We start from the raw sequence: 18,786 nt of genomic DNA, 5'->3' as shown, positions 1-18,786 counted from the left end.
TCTGTCCTATTGACCGTGAGCCACGTTATTCATTCTTAAGCCATCCCAGATTTGGGTATGGTAATCATGAAATTCAGGTGCTCCGCGGGCAGAAACGGCCGTTCTCGGTCCCTGGGTGGTAAGATCGATTTTTTGCTCCATCACGATTTTTGCCGGCCGCCCGCCTAGCAGGACCACCCGATCACTCATGGCAATAGCTTCGTCGATATCGTGGGTGACCAGAATGACGCTGGTCTCTCCGGTCCTGGTCAGATTCATGACATCATCTTCCAGCATCAGCCGGGTTTCATAATCCAGTGCAGAGAAAGGTTCATCGAGCAGGATCACCGTCGGGTCACATAACAGTGTGCGGGTCAGGGCAACCCGTTGTTTCATGCCGCCGGACAGAGAGGCCGGATAGGCATTCTCTACCGAGGAAAGACCGTAACGTGCCAGCATATCAATTGCTCGCTGACGATCAGCCGGAGTAATTTTCCGGTATAGCTCAATACCCAACAGGGCATTATCCAGAATGGTCCGCCACGGTAATAACAGATCTTTTTGCAGCATGTAGGCGATGCGGCCAACAGCACCATTTTTTGCCGGCCCCAATACCACACTCCCAGAACTGGGTTTCAGTAATCCTGAGATCAGGTTAAACAAGGTGCTTTTTCCGGCACCACTGCGGCCGACTACCGCAACAATCTCACCGGCTTTTACCACAAAATTGAGAAACTGAAACAGCCGTAACTCTTCACCATTCTCCAGCACAAAATGGTGGCTTAACTGATTTATCTCCAGGGGATGCGGTGATTCAGATTCCTGCAAATGACTCATTATTCCTCTGCCTCATGGTTATCCGTAAATTCTGCTACAGATAACCGCTATGCACATAGCATGCCAGAGATGAATTAAATTAATTCTTTGTTTTATATGTGTTTTTAAATTAAGAGTCAGAAATAAATTGCCGAAAAGAAATTCTGAATTCGCGGGTAATCACTGTAATGGTGCAATCGTACAATGATTATATATGACAGATATATATGATTATTTCCTGATACTGGTGGGATAAGTAACAAATGGGAATACTGGCAGGTATAAAAATCTCCACTGAAGAAGATAGCGTTTATCACCCATGAACTCTACGACACTACCCGCCGGTTATTGCAGCAGGATATTTTATCCTACACCATTGATCAGAACCCGGAATTGCAGGCATTCAGGGCACTGGACCTGATGATTAGTTATCTGGAAAAGCAAAATATTCCCGGGATGTACGACAGTGGAAATATTGAGTTGTCGATCTTTACTCCTGAAAACTACGATTCCCCCTCCGGCCATTAATGTTCTTCCGGCGAAGAAGTATTGTTAAAGAAGATATCGATATTCATCGGACTATTGCCACCATCGCCATTCAGGGTACGTACCAGAATTTCACTACCAAGTTGCTGCAACGACAGCACACCGTCTGGCCGTACCCGCTTAATCTTAGTCATATTCTGACTTTCATTGACCAGCGCAATGGTTTTGGTGTCATCGCCGCCGGCCTCTTTGGCCGCCAGTACCACAAAGGCGTTATCGGCGTCATTATCCATCAGCGCCACAATATATTTCGCTTTCGAAGCACCAGCCTGCTCCAGTATGGGAAGCGAGGAGGGATCACCTTCGATAACATCAGCCGTTTCAGGAAACTCAGCTTTGTTGCCCGGATAACAGACGATGGTCACATTCCCGCCGGTATCAGCCAGCCCCTGGCTGACACTCTGTGCCAGTGCTGAAGATCCGGCCACAATATAGTGATTTTTACGTTCCACGTGAGAAAACCGCCCTTTGAGAATACGTTGAACATTCTGGCTTATGAGTGAACCGGCTATCGAGGCAACCGATGCGGCAAAAATAGTGATACCGAAAATAATCACCGTCAGGGTAAACATCCTTGCCGCGGTGGTATGAGGCAGAATATCGCCAAATCCCACCGTAGACATACAGACAATCACAAAATAAAACGCCGTCGGCAGATCTTTAACCGGCGGGGTAAACTGGTCACCAAGATAAAGTGTTCCCAGCATGCCATAAACGATCAGTGACAGAACGCTGACCACAGCGAAAATACTGGTACTACCGAGGCTGTGCTTATCAAAATGCCGCCAGTAGAACAGTAATCCACCCATGGTAATTAGCGCATAGATCGCCTGAGTATGATGAGCTTTCAGAATGATCAGGTTGGTCAGTGCAATACAGAACAACAACAGTAATGAACTGAACCAGGCAATCCTGGTACGCATCAGCAACGTAAAGGCCATGCAGAACAGCACCAGGCCCATCATAAATCTCGGGATATCAAAAGTTTCCAGGAAACTTAGTGCTTCCTGCCATGAATGGAAATTCCGGAGTTTTTCTGGTGCGTTCTCCATTACCAGCAATAGTATGGGCCGGAGCATCATGTAGCCGTTGTGCGCAACCATCAGTGCCAGGCAGTACACCACTATCATTGGATTTTTCAGAAAGCTGATAATTTTCATCTGATTGTTCACCACACCTCTGTTACAGGATACCTTTCTGCATGGTTCCAACTTACGAAAATCACAGACTGATCCGATAAGCTAAAGCGTAGGGGGATTTTGGGGAACATCAATGAAAAAAGGGTGGCAATATGTTGCGGCAGCACTAAAGAGTCGGGCGACAGAAACGACTGCCCCCGATGATTCAGCGCCTTCAGTCCACCACTGGCAATGGACTGGTGCGAAGTTGCTGTAATTTTGAGATAATTTCGGTACTCAGCAGATTATTAATGCTGCCGTCAGGGGATGAAGCCCGGGTAATGATGCAAACCTCCAGCGCAGGCAACGGTGGCAGATCGGGGTGAACAATTTTCTGCAGATAATCCGGCACACTGCACTCCGCAAGCACAGCAACCGCCATACCACTTTGGGCAATCGCTATCTGTCCGGCCAGATAAGGACTACTGTAAGCTATCCGGTAACTTCTGTTCATTTGCTCCAGAGAACTCAGGATATTCTCTCTGGCTTCGCTGCCATACTCATACACCGCGACCGGTAAGGGCTCATGTTCATTTTGCAGATGATGTGGGCTACCGACCCAGACCAGAGGTTCGGTAAACAGAAAAGTCCCTCTCTGAGGGGCATCCCGGGACACAATCGCAATATCCAGGGTGCCATCCTCAATCATTGGGATCAGCCTCAGAGAAGGTTCGCAAATAATAGACAGTTCGATAAACGGGAATTTCTCCCCCAGCATTTGCAGGATAAATGGCAGGTAGCCCGCGGCATAATCATCAGGAATACCCAGACTGACCTTGCCTCGCAGGTCGGTTCCACTGACATACTGTATGGCTTCTGCATGCAATTTTAAGATGTCATGAGCATAGGTCAGTAATTCTCTGCCAGCCCGCGTCAAAATCATTTTTTTAGCTTCCCGGTGAAACACCGGCCTTCCGAGCAGAGTCTCGATATTTTTGATATGCATACTGATGGCTGACTGCGAACGAAATACCGACTGTGTGGCATCCGTCATCGAACCGTTACGGGCGACCGCAACGAAGGTTTTTAACCAGCGTATATCCAGCGTTTTATCTGCCATAACTCATCGCCCAGGGTGGTGGTGTCAGCGGGTGCAGTGAGATTGCCGGAGCAGTTCACCACAGTGTTTATTAATGGCAGGACTACACATTATCCTGTAGTACCGGTTTCGGTGGACAGACCACCGACAGTACCGAAGCCCCTGTCACCAAAGCCGCGGCCAGCAGCATTGTCGATTCCGGATTCTGGTGCAGAAATAATTTTGCCAACACCAGAGCATAAACCGGTTCAAGTATCAGGATCAAAGAGAGTGTACGTGGTAAGAGAGTCCTCAGGCTTAATGTCAGTAACCAGTAAGCCAGCGCGGTGCAAATCACCCCGAGCAAAATAATAAACAGCCAGTCGCTGGCCGAACTCTGCACCATTCCATGAAATCCGGCGGACAGCGCAATCATGGCGCAACCAAAACACTGCCAGCAAGATGACTGCAAGGGTGAGGCGGCGGTACGGTGATAACGGTTAAACATCACGACGACTGCCTGTGTCGCTCCGGCACTGACCGACCAGAACATACCGGCCATACTGTGTTGAGGACCGACAGCAGAGGGCGCCAGAAATGCTATGCCCCCCAGAATCATCAGGGCGATAAACAGATCACCACTCGCCGGGATTTTGCGCCACATCACCCCTTCGAAGAAGATCACAAATGCCGGGAAACTGGCAAAGCCGATAGTACCCATCGCCACCCCTCCTTCTCTGACCCCCAGAAAAAAACAGATCCAGTGGCATCCGAGCAACATGCCATTAATAAATAATTTCGTTCTGTCTGTTCCGGTCAGTGGATGACGTTTATTTCTGAGTAACAGCAACAAGAGTACCAGCGTCAACATGCCTGTCAGCCCTCTGCCAGACACAATCGACGCAGCATCTGCAGTGATATGTGCCCCAAAAATGGCAGACAGCCCAAACAGCAGGGTACAAAAATGGGCTAACAGTTGTGCTTTCAGAGAGCTCATCAGGTTTTCCGTCTGGTAAACAAGAGAATCACGCTACCATTCGCAGAAAAACCCGCAAAACGAATAATACACTGAAACATAATTTGAAAATCGAATAGATGCAGATAATTCTTTACTACCGTAATCGTACTCACCAGAGATCAAAGCACCTGTCTGCATCCTCTGTCAGAATCTCACCACGTCACTCTGGTGGCAGGAAAGTACTGGCTGCTCTCAGCAACAGATCTTCTCTGTCACGCAGAGCCAGTAACTCCAGTCCCGTCGGCATTCCGCAGGAGGTGAAACCGGCCGGTAATGCCAGAGCCGGGGTGCCCGTGGTCGCTGAAATCAAAGCATTACTGCCGGTTTGAGCCTGACCGTGCCTGACCGGGGGCTGGCTTATCACCGGGAAAGCCAGCAGGTTAATCCGGTGACGGTGAAAGAAAGCCACCAGATCCTGATAAAATGCGGCCTGTTTTTGCTGTACCCGATAAAAATCCGCACTGTCAGTGCCGGGGTGTGCCGCACGGGTCTGAAATATCGTCCCGAGGTCGGGGTGATATTTCCCGGAATCAATAATCTGTGACAATGTTTTATACCGGACGGCTGGTCTGTCAGCTAAAAAGCCAGCCAGGGCTTCAGAGAATTCATAAGCAATAATATTGGCTTCACTGGCAAGATGGCTGATTTCCGGGTAGCTCACGGTGGTTAATCGAACCGTGGCGGGGAAATTCAGTGCCCGTCTGACCTGATACCCCACCGGATCCTGTTCATCGAATAACTCAGAAACAACACCTACCGATAACTGTTCGGTGGTCTCCGTCAGAGTCCGACCGGTCATGATTTCATAAATCCGCGGCAGATCACTGGCATGTCTCACCAGAGGCCCGGCAATATCCTGAGATGGCGATAGCGGGACAATTCCCTGCATATTCACCCGCCCCTGAGTCGGCCGTAATCCGTAAATCTGAGCAAACGCCGCAGGGATACGCACAGAGCCGGCAGTATCGGTGCCTATCGCCAGTGGAGTGTATCCTGCAGCCACCGCCACCGCTGAGCCGCTACTGGAACCTCCGGGTGAATAACCCGTATGAAAGACATTTTCGGTATACCCGGTCAGCGATGAAGCCCCGGTAATTCCTGCCGCTAATTCATGCATTGCTGTCTGCCCCAACAGAACAGCTCCTTCACCGCGTAATCTGGCGATAAGCGGAGCATCTTCGCTGGCTACCAGCCCTTGTAATGCCACCGATCCCGCGGTCTGCGGCCAACCACGTACCGCAATATTATCTTTGATCAGCAGCGGAATACCCTCAAGTTTACCGACAGGCACCCCTGCAGCCCGTCGCTGATCACTGGCAGTGGCAGCAGCTCTGGCTTCTGCGGCATGCAGCCGGCTGATGGCATGCAGTCGCCGGTCATCAGCCGAAATTCGATCAAGTGCCCATTCGGTCAGCTGCAGCGCAGTAACCTCCCCCGCTTCTAACGCTTTAGACAGCCTCCCGACTGATGCCCGTGGGTAATGCTTACGCTGAAACATTCATACCTCCTGCCAGTGATACTGTTGATGAAGATCACGGGTCACTCGCCCCACCGAGGAACCGGCAAAGTGGGAACTAAACCAGAGGGCCTGATGCGCGGTAGCCCATTCCAAAGCCTTTTGACGCGAACGTACCGCCTGCAGTTTATTTTCACAAAATACTGAGTTCCATTCCGGAAAACGAAACTGTAGCGGGTGATGCATAATATCGCCGGTAAAAATTGCAGACTTCCCTGCCGAATGAAGGATCAGTGACGCATGATCAATACTGTGCCCCGGGGTAGGTAAATAGCTCAACACTCCGGCAAAACAGGGGGATTCATTCACATTGACAGTATCCAGTTGTCCGCGGGTAATCAATGGTAACAGGCTGTCGTTAAATAGTTCCTGCTGCTGCGGATCTGCCAGGCATGCTTCCAGTTCCGTGGCGGAACAGATATATCGGGCTGAGGGAAACAGAGGCTGCCATTGACCGTTAACCAGATGGGTATTCCATCCCACATGGTCGGTATGAATATGCGTCATTATAACCATCGACACCTCATCGGGATCGACACCACTGGCAAGAAGTCGGGTGTAATAGGGGGTATCCAGTTGATGAAAAAGCGGCTTATTATCGCGCTGACGACCATTTCCGGTAGCAGTATCAATCACAATCACCTGTTCAGGAGTTCTGACAAGCCAGCTATGTATTGATAACTCAACATTTTGTGGACGGGTTTCTTCCCGTAACGGCAATTGATGATCCGGATAAAGTGCCGTCAACGGTAGGGTCGCCGTTTGTTCGGTAATTTTTTCAACCGTACAGTCGCCTACTATCATTTTTGTCATTTTTTCCTCTCACGGCCTGTTGTAGAAAAGGCTAAATTACCGGCACTATAGCCTGGTGAGTGGTATTAATTAAATTGATTGAAATTATGAGTAACATCAAAAATATTGATTTTCATGGCGTAGACCTGAATTTAATCATTGTCTTCAGCGTATTGTATGAAGAGCGCAGCGTGACTAAAGCGGCAGCACGCCTGCACCTGGGACAACCGGCTGTCAGCGCCTCACTAAAACGGCTGAGAGTATTATTTGATGATCCGCTGTTTGTCCGCACCGCTCAGGGTATGCACCCGACACCTGAGGCGACTGTTTTATCTGCCCGGTTCGCGCCACTGATTGCTGAACTGCATAATGTTTTGTTCAGCAGGCAGACATTTGACCCGGCAACCGATGAAATCACACTCCGCATCGGGATGAGCGACTGGATTGAACACTGGCTGATGCCAGACCTGCTGGCAGAAATTCTGAGGGATGCACCCGCCATTTCCCTTAATGCCGTGGCCTGTGACCCCTGGCAGGTCGTCAGCGAGCTGGAACTGGAAAATATTGATCTGGCGGTAAGCGCAGGTGATCAGTGTTCCTCCGCACTAAACCGTGAGCAACTGGCTACGTGCGGATTCACTACCGTCTGGGACAGTCAACAGATCCCCGTACAAAGACCTCTGACCCGCGAAGTATTTACCCGTCATCCACACCTGTTGGTGTCTTACCGGGGCGCCCGTCAGAGTGCTATGGACAAAATGTTGCTGGAGCAAGGAACATCGAGGCAGGTACGTTATATCAGTACACATTTTTCGGTACTGCCGGTGATTCTCAGTAAAATTCCGGCATTTGCCACTGTGCCGGCTTTGCTGGTTGATGACTGGCAGGAGCGATATGGTTTTGATTCAGCCCCGGTACCCGCCGCAATGCCAGATTTTGCTCTGGCCATACTCTGGCATCGAAACCGGGACAACGACCCTGCAGTACAATGGCTGCTGTCGCGTATCCGTCGCCTGATGCAGGAAAAACTCTCCCGCTGATGCTCCATCTGGAGGACGGCTTACCGGACTGTATTACTGAGCCCCGTTATAACCGTCGATAAAAGTATTAGCGATTGTCTGTGCCACCAGCTTTTTAGTCGTTTCGGACTGAGCAGAGGTGTAGGTTTTACCGGCGAAGGTTTCATTCGAAGGCAACTGCCCCTGAACAATTCGCTCCCTTAGCAAAGCAGCAACGGCCAGAGCCTGATCTTCCGACACCCCGGCCGCACGCATCTTTTTGCCCTCATCATAAAAACGCTGCAGGAAATTCGTCAGATTTTTGGCCGTATCCGGAACCTGGGTTCTGAGTGAAGCAGAAAAATCCTGATCGGCCATCTGCCAGGCCAGATGATCAGCATTACGCTGAACAATAGTACGCTGGGTACTGCATCCGGTGAGGATTAACGATAGAGATAATAAGGTAGCGAAACAGACTTTACTCACCTGCATGAGAACAAATCCTTACTTTCGGAGTAACACCCGAAATATTGGTTATTTAAAGATAAAATAGCAGGTATCTGCTGCAAAAGTATCATGATCTGGTTAACAGACTACGGAGGGGCACTATCATGGCTATTACCGCTCCCCGGCATCAAACAGATGGCTTACCGCCCGCCGGGCCTGTCACCTCTTTCCCGGCAGTTTCTCCGCTCAGTAACGCCGGAAAGACTTCCGAAAGCCAGTCGATAAACACCCTCAGACGGTGTGTTACATGGCGGTTTTGTGGATAAACCACATGGAACGGGTAACGTGGAGGCCGCCATTCGCTAAGAATTTCCACCATTGTCCCCTGCTGCAATGCACTCTTCACTGAATAGGTAAAAGTCTGAACAATCCCTAACCCGGCTTGCGCTGCCGCCAGATGGGCGTTGCTTTCATTTATCCCCAGACTACGCTGTACTTTCAGTTCAGTCAGTTCACCCTCGCAAAGAAAACGAAAGGGAAAAACCCTGCCGGTCAGTGAAGAGAGATAACTAATAAGCCGGTGCTCGCCGTTCAGGTCCTGCGGTGTTGCCGGAATGCCATACTGTTGCAGGTAACCTGGCGTCGCACAGGTGATCATCACAGCATCACCAATATGGCGTGCAACCAATGATGAATCATTCATCGGCCCGCCACGGATCACACAGTCCACATTACCGCTAATCAGATCCACCTGCCGGTCTGCGACCCCCAAATCGAGCGTGATTTCCGGATAGCGCGCCATAAAATCCGGTAATGCGGGAATAAGCACATCGCGGGCGGTGGAGGCCCCAATATCTACACGTAGCTGTCCCCGCGGCCGCCGCCCGGCCAGGCTCAGTGCACTGTCCATTTCCTCAATATCTCTGAGAATTCTCGCGGTATTTTCATAGTACTCCCGTCCCTCCGGGGTGGGAGTTACCCTGCGGGTAGTACGCAACAATAACCGGACCCCCAGATACGTTTCCAGCGATTTCACCAGCTTACTGACTGTTGAAACCGGCATATTCAGTGAATCTGCTGCCCGGGTAAAGCTACCGGTATCGGTGACCCGGGCAAAAGCGCGGATAGCTAATAACTGGTCCAACACAGTGACTCTCTCCTGCAGGCTGACTCTGATTATCCACCAGTATGGATAGTTATTTTCATTTTTGCATATTTTTCGATAATCCCGTCAGGACTACAGTAGCGACATCGCCTGTAACCACCGACGGAAATAGTGCCGGTGTCGGACAGACTCATCATTCACAAGATTTCTGAAGGAGTATCACCATGAGCAACTCACTGAACGGTAAAGTCGCGTTAGTCACCGGTGGCACTACCGGTATCGGCCTGGCATCAGCACAGGAACTGGCAAAACAAGGCGCACAGGTTTATATCACCGGACGGCGTCAGGCAGAACTTGATGCCGCCGTTGCCACTATTGGTCATTCAGCCATTGGCATCCGGGCCGATGTCTCGAAATTAGCAGAGCTGGATAACCTCTATGACGCTATCGGGAAACATTCCGGACATCTGGATATTCTGTTCGCCAATGCCGGCGGCGGAGATATGATGGCGCTGGGCGACATTACTGAAGAACATTTTGACCGAATCTTTGGGACCAACGTGCGTGGCCTGTTATTTACGGTTCAGAAAGCGCTGCCATTACTCTCTCAGGGAGCCTCGGTGATCCTGACCTCTTCCACCACCTCGATAAAAGGGACAGCCAGTTTCAGCGTTTACAGTGCCAGTAAAGCTGCCGTCCGGAATTTTGCCCGCAGCTGGGCTCTGGATCTGAAAGACCGCGCTATCCGGGTGAATGCCGTCAGCCCCGGCCCAATTCGTACCCCGGGCTTGGGTGATCTGGTTCCGGAAGAACACCGTCAGGGATTGTTTGATGCGCTGGCCGCACAGGTTCCGTTAGGACGGCTGGGTGAACCTGGTGAAGTGGGCAAAGTGGTGGCGTTTCTGGCTTCCGATGCCTCAGGCTTTATCAACGGTACTGAACTGTTCGTCGATGGCGGACAAGCGCAAATCTGACTGACCGCCGGCAACCTGTCCGCAGGTTTCCGGCTTTGTTCACGGCAGTTTCACTGTTTGTTCCTGAATCAGATCTCTTCTGAGCACGGGAGAGTCTGTCGTGTTAATAATTCGCCGGGCCTGCTTTTTCGACGCTTTCTGCCGTCTCACCGCTCACATCCATGATATACATTAATATCCTGTAATCCGCGTCGCGGCATGATAGCCAGCCACTCATTTAATCCGGGGAGTCACCCAGTGCAGTTAACTCAACAGGATATCACCTGCCTTAATATACTCAGCCGCTGGCTGGCCCGGGATACTTTTACCCCCGAAACCGCCGCCGGTGCGGAGATGTTGATCCTGGCCGGGCACGCCATTATACCGAATATTGAAGCCGCGTTGCAGTTTGCAGCTCAGCATCAGATGAAGCTGTTGATCAGTGGCGGTATCGGTCATTCGACAGCATTGCTAAAACAAGCACTGAATGACAGAGCCCGACAAAAGGGTAGCCTGCCACCGCAGGGAGAAACGGAAGCCGACCTGCTGCGCTATATTGCTGTACATGAGTATCAGCTATCTGATGATCAGATTCTGTGCGAGGCGCTCTCGACGAACTGTGGTGAAAATGCAGAATTTAGTCTGAAAATGCTGGAAGAAAGCGGGAGCATCCCTGCCAGGGTTTTACTGGTTCAGGACCCGCTAATGCAGCGCCGCACCACTGAAACCTTCCGCTTTGCATGGCGTGAAACCGAAACCACGTTTATCAGCTGGCCGGTGTTTACCCCACAATTACACCAGGAGTCGGGGCATTTATCGGTCGTCGGGGCAGGCACCGAATCTGGCCTGTGGGATATTGAGCGTTATCTGTCGATGATCACCGGTGAAATTCGCCGTCTGCAGGATAATCCTCAAGGCTATGGCCCAGCAGGGGCAGGCTTTATCGGCCATGTTGATTTTCCGCCGGAAGTCACCGAAGCCTGCCAACGGCTGGCGAGCGGTAACCCGGCACTGAACGCCGCCAGCCGCTAAGGCCTTACACTGCCGAAATATTATCTGGTATAACGTTAAGTCAGTCTGTAACCCGGGAGAATACGATGATCCAACTTAGTGGCCGTTTAATCTGCGAAAATGAACAGCAAGCCGAACGGGTACGCCAGTATCTGCCCGGACATACCCGGCTGACAAAACTGGAGGCCGGTTGCCTCTCCTTCAGTGTGACCCCGACAGAAGACCCTTTTATCTGGCGGCTTGAAGAGAGCTTTGCGGACCAACAGGCCTTTGCCCTGCACCAGCAACGGACAAAAGCTTCTGAATGGGGTCGGCAAACTCAGGGCATCACCCGCGACTTTCAGATTACTGACAGCGATGCGGAGCAGTGATCGAGTCCAATGCCGCCGCTACAGAGTAAAGTTGCCATTTCTGTGAAATGGCTCGTTTTATTTAGCAGAGAGGGCTTTCCAGCCGCGTTCAAAAATTTGCCGGGTACGAAAGGCGGCCAGCGACCTCCAGTCAGGATCTGCCGGCCAGAAACCTTCCGCCAGCTGCTGTTTAATGGCTATCACGGGGTCGCTGGCAGGGCTGGTGGAATAATCCTGCAGATGCAGCCAGTGATCGTCTCTGACTCGACGATGCATATCTTCCCCGGCATAGGTCCCGCACTCCACCACCAGCGGTAATATGCAGGTTTCAGGTAATGAATTAATTAAAAACTGAGAAAGATAGCCGGTAGCAGATGCCGCAACTCCGGTGTCACTCTGTCTGCCAGGGCCGGTAAACAGGAGGGTCAGCCATTCGCCATAGACTGCTTTTCCCCACTGATGTGCTGCCACCGGCTGCTCAGCTATCGAAAGCAGCATCGGGTGACCCCAGGCACCTGCCCCGGTATGCAAATCAAAGCTCAGGATCACTTTCGCTTCACTCAGATGGTCCCGCAGGATGGTTTCCATGATGCGATAAGACCAACCAGGCTGCTGCCCGCCATAAAATATTCCGTCAGCCGACTGATACTGCCCGGCCTCGACGATTTTCTGCATGGTCTGCCAGCCATATGTCGCCAGATTTTCTGACAACAGGCTGTCTGCACTGTGACGATCCCCGTGATAGACATCATGCCAAAAAGGATAATCCGGGTTTTCGGGCAACGGCTGGCTGAAATCGACAAAATGACGGTTAAGGTCAATATTGTCTTCATTGACCCGGCGCAGATGTGCAGTGCCCCAGGGATTAATCAGATGAACGAGCACAATGGCGGTATCATCGGGTAACGGGGACTGCCCGATAAATTCCAGCCAGTCAGACTGACTCTCCGAACCGTAATAACCTTCAACACCATGAGTCCCGGAAATGATCAGCATCAGCTTTTGAGCTGCGGGATTTCCAATGACCACAACATCGGTATACAGCGGTTCGCCCTGTGGCCCGGGTAGCGGATGTGGGTATGAAGTCACAATACCATTGCGCTGTTTAGCGGCGGTCATAAAATGCTGACGCTGGGTCTGGTAATCCGGCAATACTGACATACTCTGTCCTGTGGCAGTGGATATACGGTTCACGGATAGACTTTAAAGGTAAAGTATTTTTTTGTCAGTCGATCATAAGTGCCGTTGGCGTGAAGTTCCGCGAGTGCATCATTAATCAGTTTCAGCTCAGCCACATCGCCTTTACGTACTGCGATACCTACACCGTTACCCAGTATTGCTTTGTCGGTCAGCATGGCTTTAATCTCAAAACCTTTTCCTTCCGGAGTTCCTAAGAACCCCTGTTCGGCCGAAACCGCATTGGCCACACTGGCATCCAGCCGGCCAGCCACTAAGTCCGGATACACTTCCATCTGATTCGCGTACGACACCACATTCACGCCCTGAGAAGCCCATTTCGATTTGGCATAAGCTTCCTGAATGGTGCCTTGTGCCACACCGATGGTTTTACCGCGCAGTGTTGCAATATCTGCGGTGAGTTTGCTGCCTGCCGGGGTAAGTAAGGCACTGGGCGTGTTGTACAGCATATTGCTGAATGCGACCTGCTGTTGGCGCTTTTCTGTCATCGACATTGCCGACAGGATGGCATCAAACTTTTTCGCCTGTAAGGCAGGGATACTGCCATCAAAGCCCATCTCAACCCACTGGCATTTCACTTTGGCCTGGGCGCAGATGGCATTACCCAGATCAATATCAAATCCCTGTAATTTGCCATTACTGGCTTTTGATTCGAAGGGAGGAAAGGTGGGGTCTACGCCAAAACGCAGAGTCTGCTCTGCACTCGCCCACTGGCTGAATCCGCTCAGCAAAAGTAATACGCTCAGGGAGGCTATTTTTTTCATGGTTCTCTCCGGCAGTCAGTTATACGTCATGTCATAAAGAGTTAATAACATAGCCCGGAGACAGTCACCACCTTAAACCCTGATTTATCCAGAGCAAATTCTTATGTAATAACAATTAATTATCCATTTTTTTTAAACAAAAATAGCCAAACCAGTGATACATCCCGGCTAAATGTAAATAAATCCTATTTATTCATGACTTCCGGCATTAAAAATAGCGCAGATAACTGGTCCATCGCCGGTTGTTTGTTCGTCCGCCAACAAAAAACCCGGGACGGGTTAACCACATCACCGGGTTCAGAGCTTTTACGTTTTACGGTTCAGTCTGGTTGCGACAACCTGAGGCTATGGATTACTCCACCGTCACCGATTTTGCCAGGTTACGTGGCTGATCAACATCGGTCCCTTTAATCAGGGCGATATGATAAGAAAGTAACTGCATCGGGATGGTGTAGAAAATCGGTGCCAGGACTTCTTCCACATGAGGCAGTTGAACGATTTTCATATTTGGACTGTCGGTGAAACCGGCATCCTGATCGGCAAAGACATACAACAGACCGCCACGGGCGCGAACTTCTTCGATGTTGGATTTTAATTTTTCCAGCAATTCGTTATTTGGTGCAATAATGATGACCGGCATATCCGCATCAATCAGAGCCAGAGGTCCGTGTTTCAGTTCTCCGGCGGCGTAAGCTTCAGCATGAATATAGGAGATCTCCTTCAGCTTCAGCGCCCCTTCCATGGCAATCGGGTATTGATCGCCACGGCCCAGGAACAGTGCGTGGTGCTTGTCAGAGAAACCTTCAGCCAGAGCTTCAATCTGCTTATCATGGGACAGAATCTGCTCTATCCGGCTAGGCAGGGCCTGTAACGCATGGACAATGTCATGTTCAACCTGTTCCGGCTTACCGTTCAGCCTTGCCATCTGCGCCACCAGCATCAGTAGTACGGTCAACTGAGTGGTAAATGCTTTGGTGGAGGCCACCCCAATTTCCACTCCGGCCCGGGTCATCAGCGCTAAATCTGATTCGCGTACCAGAGAAGAGGCTGCCACGTTACAGATAGCCAGAGATCCCAGGAAACCCAGTTGCTTAGACAGACGCAACGCCCCGAGAGTATCCGCAGTTTCACCCGACTGAGAGAGGGTAATCAGCAGGCTGTTTTTTCTGACCGCTGGTTTGCGGTAGCGGAACTCAGAGGCAATTTCGACATCACACGGGATACCAGACAGCGATTCGAACCAGTAGCGTGAAACCAGCCCGGAATTATAAGACGTTCCGCAGGCGACTATCTGGATATGCTCAACTTTGCCGAGCAGAGCCTCTGCATCCGGTCCAAGTTCTTCCAGATCAACGACTCCCTGATGAAAACGCCCCTGCAGAGTGCTTTTCACTGCCATGGGCTGTTCGTAGATTTCTTTCTGCATGTAATGGCGGTAAAGACCTTTATCACCGGCATCGTACTGTGCGGAAGATTCAATCTCCGGACGGGAGACCACTTTACCATTGGCATAGATAGTGACTGAACGGCGGGTGACTTCAGCCACATCCCCTTCTTCAAGGTAGATAAAGCGACGGGTTACCGGCAACAATGCCAGCTGATCAGAAGCAATAAAGTTTTCACCCACACCGCAACCAATCACCAGAGGACTTCCGGAACGAGCGGCCACCAGCACGGAGGGATCATTACTGTCCATGATCACCATGCCGTAGGCACCACGTAACTGTTTAATCACCCGCTGAACGATTTCACACAGTGATCCGCCACGCTTCTGCTCATCATTAATCAGATGAGCGACCACTTCGGTATCGGTTTCTGAAGTAAACTTATAGCCAAGTTCTGTAACTCTGACCCGCAGTTCTTCATGGTTCTCGATAATTCCGTTATGTACCAGCACAATATTACCGGAGACATGAGGATGTGCGTTCTCTTCGGAAGGTTCACCATGGGTTGCCCAACGGGTGTGGGCAATACCGGTACCACCAGGTAACGGCTGCTGCTCAGCGGCTTCCACCAGCGCCTGTACTTTACCTAAACGACGCAGACGGATAATTTCGCCCGGTTGATTGACCACTGCCAGTCCGGCAGAATCATAGCCACGGTATTCCAGACGGCGTAAACCTTCCAGCAGAATTTCCGCAATATCACGTTGTGCAACTGCACCCACTATTCCACACATATTTTTTAATCCTGACGTTATGGCGTATTCGCCATAGAGATTGTCGTCTGACCTGATATTCCGTTGTACGGATCCCCCGAGCCTTGTAGAGAGTGGGGGTTATTATTGTTACAGCTTATCCGGAAGCCAGTCTTTGCCGGCTGTCCGGAAAAAATCAGAGTGTTTATTTTTTTGCCGGCCTTGACCAACCGGTTTTTTCGGTTTGTTGCTTCGGATTATAAACCAGTGATTCCTCGTTTACATCCTTCATCACTGTCGTGCCGGCCGCAATAGTGACACCATCCGCAACAGTCACCGGTGCAATAAACTGGCTGTCGGATCCGACAAACACATCATCGCCAATGATAGTTTGAGATTTGTTCTGCCCGTCATAGTTGCAGGTGATGGTGCCGGCACCAATATTCACATTGGCGCCAATCTGCGCATCGCCCAGATAGCTTAAATGACCGGCTTTGGTACCTTTACCCAATATCGCTTTTTTGACTTCAACAAAGTTGCCGACATGTACCTGCTCCGCCAGAATAGTTCCCGGACGGAGACGGGCAAACGGCCCCACAGTACAGACAGCTTCCAGGGTGGCATCTTCGATCACCGAATAGGGACTAATTTCACATCCATCGCCTATCACACTGTTTTTGATCACACACCCCGCACCAATGGTTACACCGTTGCCCAGTACGACCTGACCTTCCAGAATCACATTGATATCGATGGTGACATCACGTCCATGTTGCAGGGTGCCGCGCAAATCAAAACGTGCCGGATCACTCAGCATGACACCTGCCAGCAATAATTTGTCTGCTGTTTCGCGCTGGTATATACGTTCCAGCGTCGCCAGCTGTTGGCGGTTATTCACCCCTTCAGTTTCACTAAGACTTTGTGGATGAACGGCAACGATACGGCGGCCTTCCTGATGAGCCATCGCAATGATATCGGTAATATAATATTCGTGCTGAGCATTATTATTACTCAGCTTTGCCAGCCAGCGCTGCAGGTCTTTGCTGTCAGCCACAAGAATACCGGTATTGATTTCAGTAATGTTGAGTTGCTCAGGGCTGGCATCTTTTTGCTCAATAATCCCGGTAATCTCACCGTTTTCACGAACGATCCGTCCATAGCCAAACGGGTTTTCCAGCACTACCGTCAGCAATCCGATACCGCCTTGCGGTTTTTGCTCACGTAACCGATGTAAGGTTTGCTGAGAAATCAGTGGCACATCGCCATAGAGCATCAGAATATCTTCATCCTGAGCAAACCACGGAGCCGCCTGTTGCATTGCATGGCCGGTTCCTAACTGTTCGGCCTGTTCGACCCAGTGTAAAGCAGGATCATTGAGGGTGGTTTTCAGTAACTCTCCGCCATGACCATACACCAGATGTATATTTTCTGCGTTTAGCCCCTTTGCCGCATCAATCACATGCTGCACCATCGGCTTGCCTGCCAGCGGATGAAGAACTTTCGGAAGGTCTGAATACATTCGTGTTCCCTTGCCTGCTGCAAGGATAACCACACTCATTTGTTTATCTGCCATCATCCGCCATCGCTTTCATTCGTCGGTAAAAATTCAGTATACAGCAAAGGATAATGATACTTTACTGCATAATCTACCCGAACGAAGTGTAACTATCCCCTTCACCTTCAATCTTCCGTACTATGAAGACCTGCCCATCCCGGACGCGCAGACTGATAAATCACCAGCGCCCCGGAAGGAGTCCATCGGGCAGATAAATTCAGAGACATCATCCTTAAATATCGCACACACCTATATGACATTATCTATTATCCCGAAATATAATCCTTCAAATACTGAACTAACCAATATCTGTTTCAGACCATTATAAAAATATCTTTCGAATAAACTGACCAGTACTTTTAAAAGGTACCACCGGAGAACTTATGAAAAAGATAATGCCTGTAGGCGCACTGCTACTGTCTTCATTTCATTTATTACCTGCAATGGCTTTAAATGATAAGACACCTACCATTCCAAAGGAATATAGTGAAAGTAGCTACATCACTAAAAAAGTCAATATTAACCTTATTAAACAATCATCTGGAAGCAATATAAAAACCTGGGCGTTACAGGTTAAAGGTGCTGAAAAAATATCGCTGGTCCTTAATAAAATATTACTTCCTTCGGGATCATGGCTGGAAGTCAGTGATAATAATGGTAACCAGAGGAAAATTTATAATCAAAAAATGTTTTATGATGGAACCCGACCACAGTTAATTACATCCCCTGTAAATGGGAACCAACTGTTAATCAGGTTGATATTACCTGAAGGAAACAGTGATAAAGGAAATATTATCATTGACCACTACCGGTATATGCCGGTGGGTAAAACGAGAGCTATTATTGGTACTGACCAGAGTCAGTTAGCAGGTTGCTATAAAACGATTAACCCTCAGTTTTACCGTAAAAGTCGGGCGGTGTTTATTGCTGATGATGCAGGTACAGCCTGGAATCTTGCGGGAGGACCCTATGCCATAACTAATCACCATATCGCCGGGGATGCAGGACCTGTAAGTTTAAGCATGCTGTACAATTATCAGTACCCCGGTTGCAGCAGTGACGAGCCTCTGGAAAATACTTTGACGATTAATTCGGAATCTGTGGTTATCGCCGGTAATGGAGGAGCTGATGACTGGGCTGTTCTTAAACCAGATGCACTGGCTTATGAAGAAGCAGGTATCCGGCAGATTTTTGGTACGCTGGCGATAAACGCTTCAACTAACAAATCTGCACTGGAAAACGAACCTGTATTTGTTACTGGCTTTCCGGGTATCACCCCAAAAAAATCGCCTCAGAAAACGATGATGGGACGGCCTGTAAAATTATCACAGGCGGAGACGAGAAGACCCTTCACCACAATTGTGATACAGAAGGAGGCTCCTCAGGATCACCGTTAATCAGCCAGA

At 50.0% G+C, this 18,786-nt stretch carries 18 protein-coding genes; 6 read left to right on the top strand and 12 right to left on the bottom strand.

Features of this window, described 5'->3' with window-relative positions:
- Positions 1-6: 6 nt before the first annotated feature.
- Complete coding sequence (locus tag HA49_RS18730) at positions 7-816, bottom strand: ABC transporter ATP-binding protein (RefSeq protein WP_046791912.1); 810 nt, start codon at positions 814-816, stop codon at positions 7-9.
- 327 nt (positions 817-1,143) lie between these two features.
- Between HA49_RS18730 and HA49_RS18725 the strand changes: the two genes are divergently transcribed.
- The gene (locus tag HA49_RS18725) at positions 1,144-1,323 is read left to right on the top strand and encodes a hypothetical protein (RefSeq protein ID WP_038016225.1); all 180 of its coding nucleotides are present in this window, start codon (positions 1,144-1,146) and stop codon (positions 1,321-1,323) included.
- Here HA49_RS18725 and kch read toward each other — a convergent pair.
- The 5 genes from kch to HA49_RS18700 all read right to left on the bottom strand — a co-directional run bounded on the left by kch (position 1,320) and on the right by HA49_RS18700 (position 6,884).
- Positions 1,320-2,501: a voltage-gated potassium channel protein gene (gene kch, locus HA49_RS18720; RefSeq protein WP_038016220.1), complete on the bottom strand. Its 1,182-nt coding sequence runs from the start codon at positions 2,499-2,501 to the stop codon at positions 1,320-1,322. The genes HA49_RS18725 and kch overlap by 4 nt on opposite strands.
- Before the next feature lie 193 nt (positions 2,502-2,694).
- On the bottom strand, positions 2,695-3,579 hold the full coding sequence (locus tag HA49_RS18715) for a LysR family transcriptional regulator (RefSeq protein WP_038016218.1): 885 nt from the start codon (positions 3,577-3,579) through the stop codon (positions 2,695-2,697).
- 82 nt (positions 3,580-3,661) lie between these two features.
- Positions 3,662-4,534: a DMT family transporter gene (locus tag HA49_RS18710; RefSeq protein WP_038016216.1), complete on the bottom strand. Its 873-nt coding sequence runs from the start codon at positions 4,532-4,534 to the stop codon at positions 3,662-3,664.
- A 181-nt stretch (positions 4,535-4,715) separates the two neighbouring features.
- Entirely contained in the window at positions 4,716-6,053 is a 1,338-nt protein-coding gene (locus tag HA49_RS18705; RefSeq protein ID WP_038016215.1) for an amidase, read from the bottom strand.
- The gene (locus HA49_RS18700) at positions 6,054-6,884 is read right to left on the bottom strand and encodes an MBL fold metallo-hydrolase (protein WP_038016213.1); all 831 of its coding nucleotides are present in this window, start codon (positions 6,882-6,884) and stop codon (positions 6,054-6,056) included.
- A gap of 86 nt (positions 6,885-6,970) precedes the next feature.
- On the opposite strand from HA49_RS18700, the gene HA49_RS18695 reads away from it, so the two are divergent.
- Positions 6,971-7,903 (top strand): LysR family transcriptional regulator, encoded by a 933-nt coding sequence (locus tag HA49_RS18695; protein ID WP_038016676.1) that lies wholly within the window; start codon positions 6,971-6,973, stop codon positions 7,901-7,903.
- 33 nt (positions 7,904-7,936) lie between these two features.
- Here HA49_RS18695 and HA49_RS18690 read toward each other — a convergent pair whose 3' ends face one another.
- Together HA49_RS18690 and HA49_RS18685 are read right to left on the bottom strand one after the other, a co-directional pair.
- On the bottom strand, positions 7,937-8,353 hold the full coding sequence (locus tag HA49_RS18690; RefSeq protein ID WP_038016211.1) for an Exc2 family lipoprotein: 417 nt from the start codon (positions 8,351-8,353) through the stop codon (positions 7,937-7,939).
- Between the two features lie 142 nt (positions 8,354-8,495).
- The gene (locus tag HA49_RS18685) at positions 8,496-9,452 is read right to left on the bottom strand and encodes a LysR family transcriptional regulator (RefSeq protein ID WP_046791942.1); all 957 of its coding nucleotides are present in this window, start codon (positions 9,450-9,452) and stop codon (positions 8,496-8,498) included.
- Between the two features lie 185 nt (positions 9,453-9,637).
- Between HA49_RS18685 and HA49_RS18680 the strand changes: the two genes are divergently transcribed.
- From HA49_RS18680 to HA49_RS18670, 3 genes are all read left to right on the top strand, one after another.
- Complete coding sequence (locus tag HA49_RS18680) at positions 9,638-10,387, top strand: SDR family NAD(P)-dependent oxidoreductase (protein ID WP_038016209.1); 750 nt, start codon at positions 9,638-9,640, stop codon at positions 10,385-10,387.
- Positions 10,388-10,624: 237 nt separating this feature from the next.
- Positions 10,625-11,398 carry a YdcF family protein gene (locus HA49_RS18675; protein ID WP_038016207.1) on the top strand — a complete coding sequence of 258 codons (774 nt, stop codon included), beginning with the start codon at positions 10,625-10,627 and terminating at the stop codon, positions 11,396-11,398.
- Positions 11,399-11,463: 65 nt separating this feature from the next.
- Positions 11,464-11,748: a putative quinol monooxygenase gene (locus tag HA49_RS18670; protein WP_038016205.1), complete on the top strand. Its 285-nt coding sequence runs from the start codon at positions 11,464-11,466 to the stop codon at positions 11,746-11,748.
- A 57-nt stretch (positions 11,749-11,805) separates the two neighbouring features.
- On the opposite strand, the gene HA49_RS18665 is transcribed toward HA49_RS18670, so the two are convergent.
- From HA49_RS18665 to glmU, 4 genes are all read right to left on the bottom strand, one after another.
- The gene (locus HA49_RS18665) at positions 11,806-12,888 is read right to left on the bottom strand and encodes a DUF2817 domain-containing protein (protein WP_038016204.1); all 1,083 of its coding nucleotides are present in this window, start codon (positions 12,886-12,888) and stop codon (positions 11,806-11,808) included.
- 29 nt (positions 12,889-12,917) lie between these two features.
- The gene (locus HA49_RS18660) at positions 12,918-13,688 is read right to left on the bottom strand and encodes an ABC transporter substrate-binding protein (protein ID WP_038016202.1); all 771 of its coding nucleotides are present in this window, start codon (positions 13,686-13,688) and stop codon (positions 12,918-12,920) included.
- Between the two features lie 352 nt (positions 13,689-14,040).
- Complete coding sequence (glmS, locus tag HA49_RS18655) at positions 14,041-15,867, bottom strand: glutamine--fructose-6-phosphate transaminase (isomerizing) (RefSeq protein ID WP_038016200.1); 1,827 nt, start codon at positions 15,865-15,867, stop codon at positions 14,041-14,043.
- Positions 15,868-16,030: 163 nt separating this feature from the next.
- The gene (gene glmU, locus HA49_RS18650) at positions 16,031-17,398 is read right to left on the bottom strand and encodes a bifunctional UDP-N-acetylglucosamine diphosphorylase/glucosamine-1-phosphate N-acetyltransferase GlmU (RefSeq protein ID WP_038016672.1); all 1,368 of its coding nucleotides are present in this window, start codon (positions 17,396-17,398) and stop codon (positions 16,031-16,033) included.
- A gap of 365 nt (positions 17,399-17,763) precedes the next feature.
- Between glmU and HA49_RS18645 the strand changes: the two genes are divergently transcribed.
- Positions 17,764-18,777 (top strand): hypothetical protein, encoded by a 1,014-nt coding sequence (locus HA49_RS18645; protein ID WP_046791911.1) that lies wholly within the window; start codon positions 17,764-17,766, stop codon positions 18,775-18,777.
- Positions 18,778-18,786 lie beyond the last annotated feature (9 nt).

The sequence above is a fragment of the Tatumella morbirosei genome, assembly GCF_000757425.2.
Taxonomy (GTDB): Bacteria; Pseudomonadota; Gammaproteobacteria; order Enterobacterales; family Enterobacteriaceae; genus Tatumella; species Tatumella morbirosei.
The sequence above is the reverse complement of the archived record's forward strand: the minus strand, read 5'-3'. Positions and strand labels throughout refer to the sequence as shown.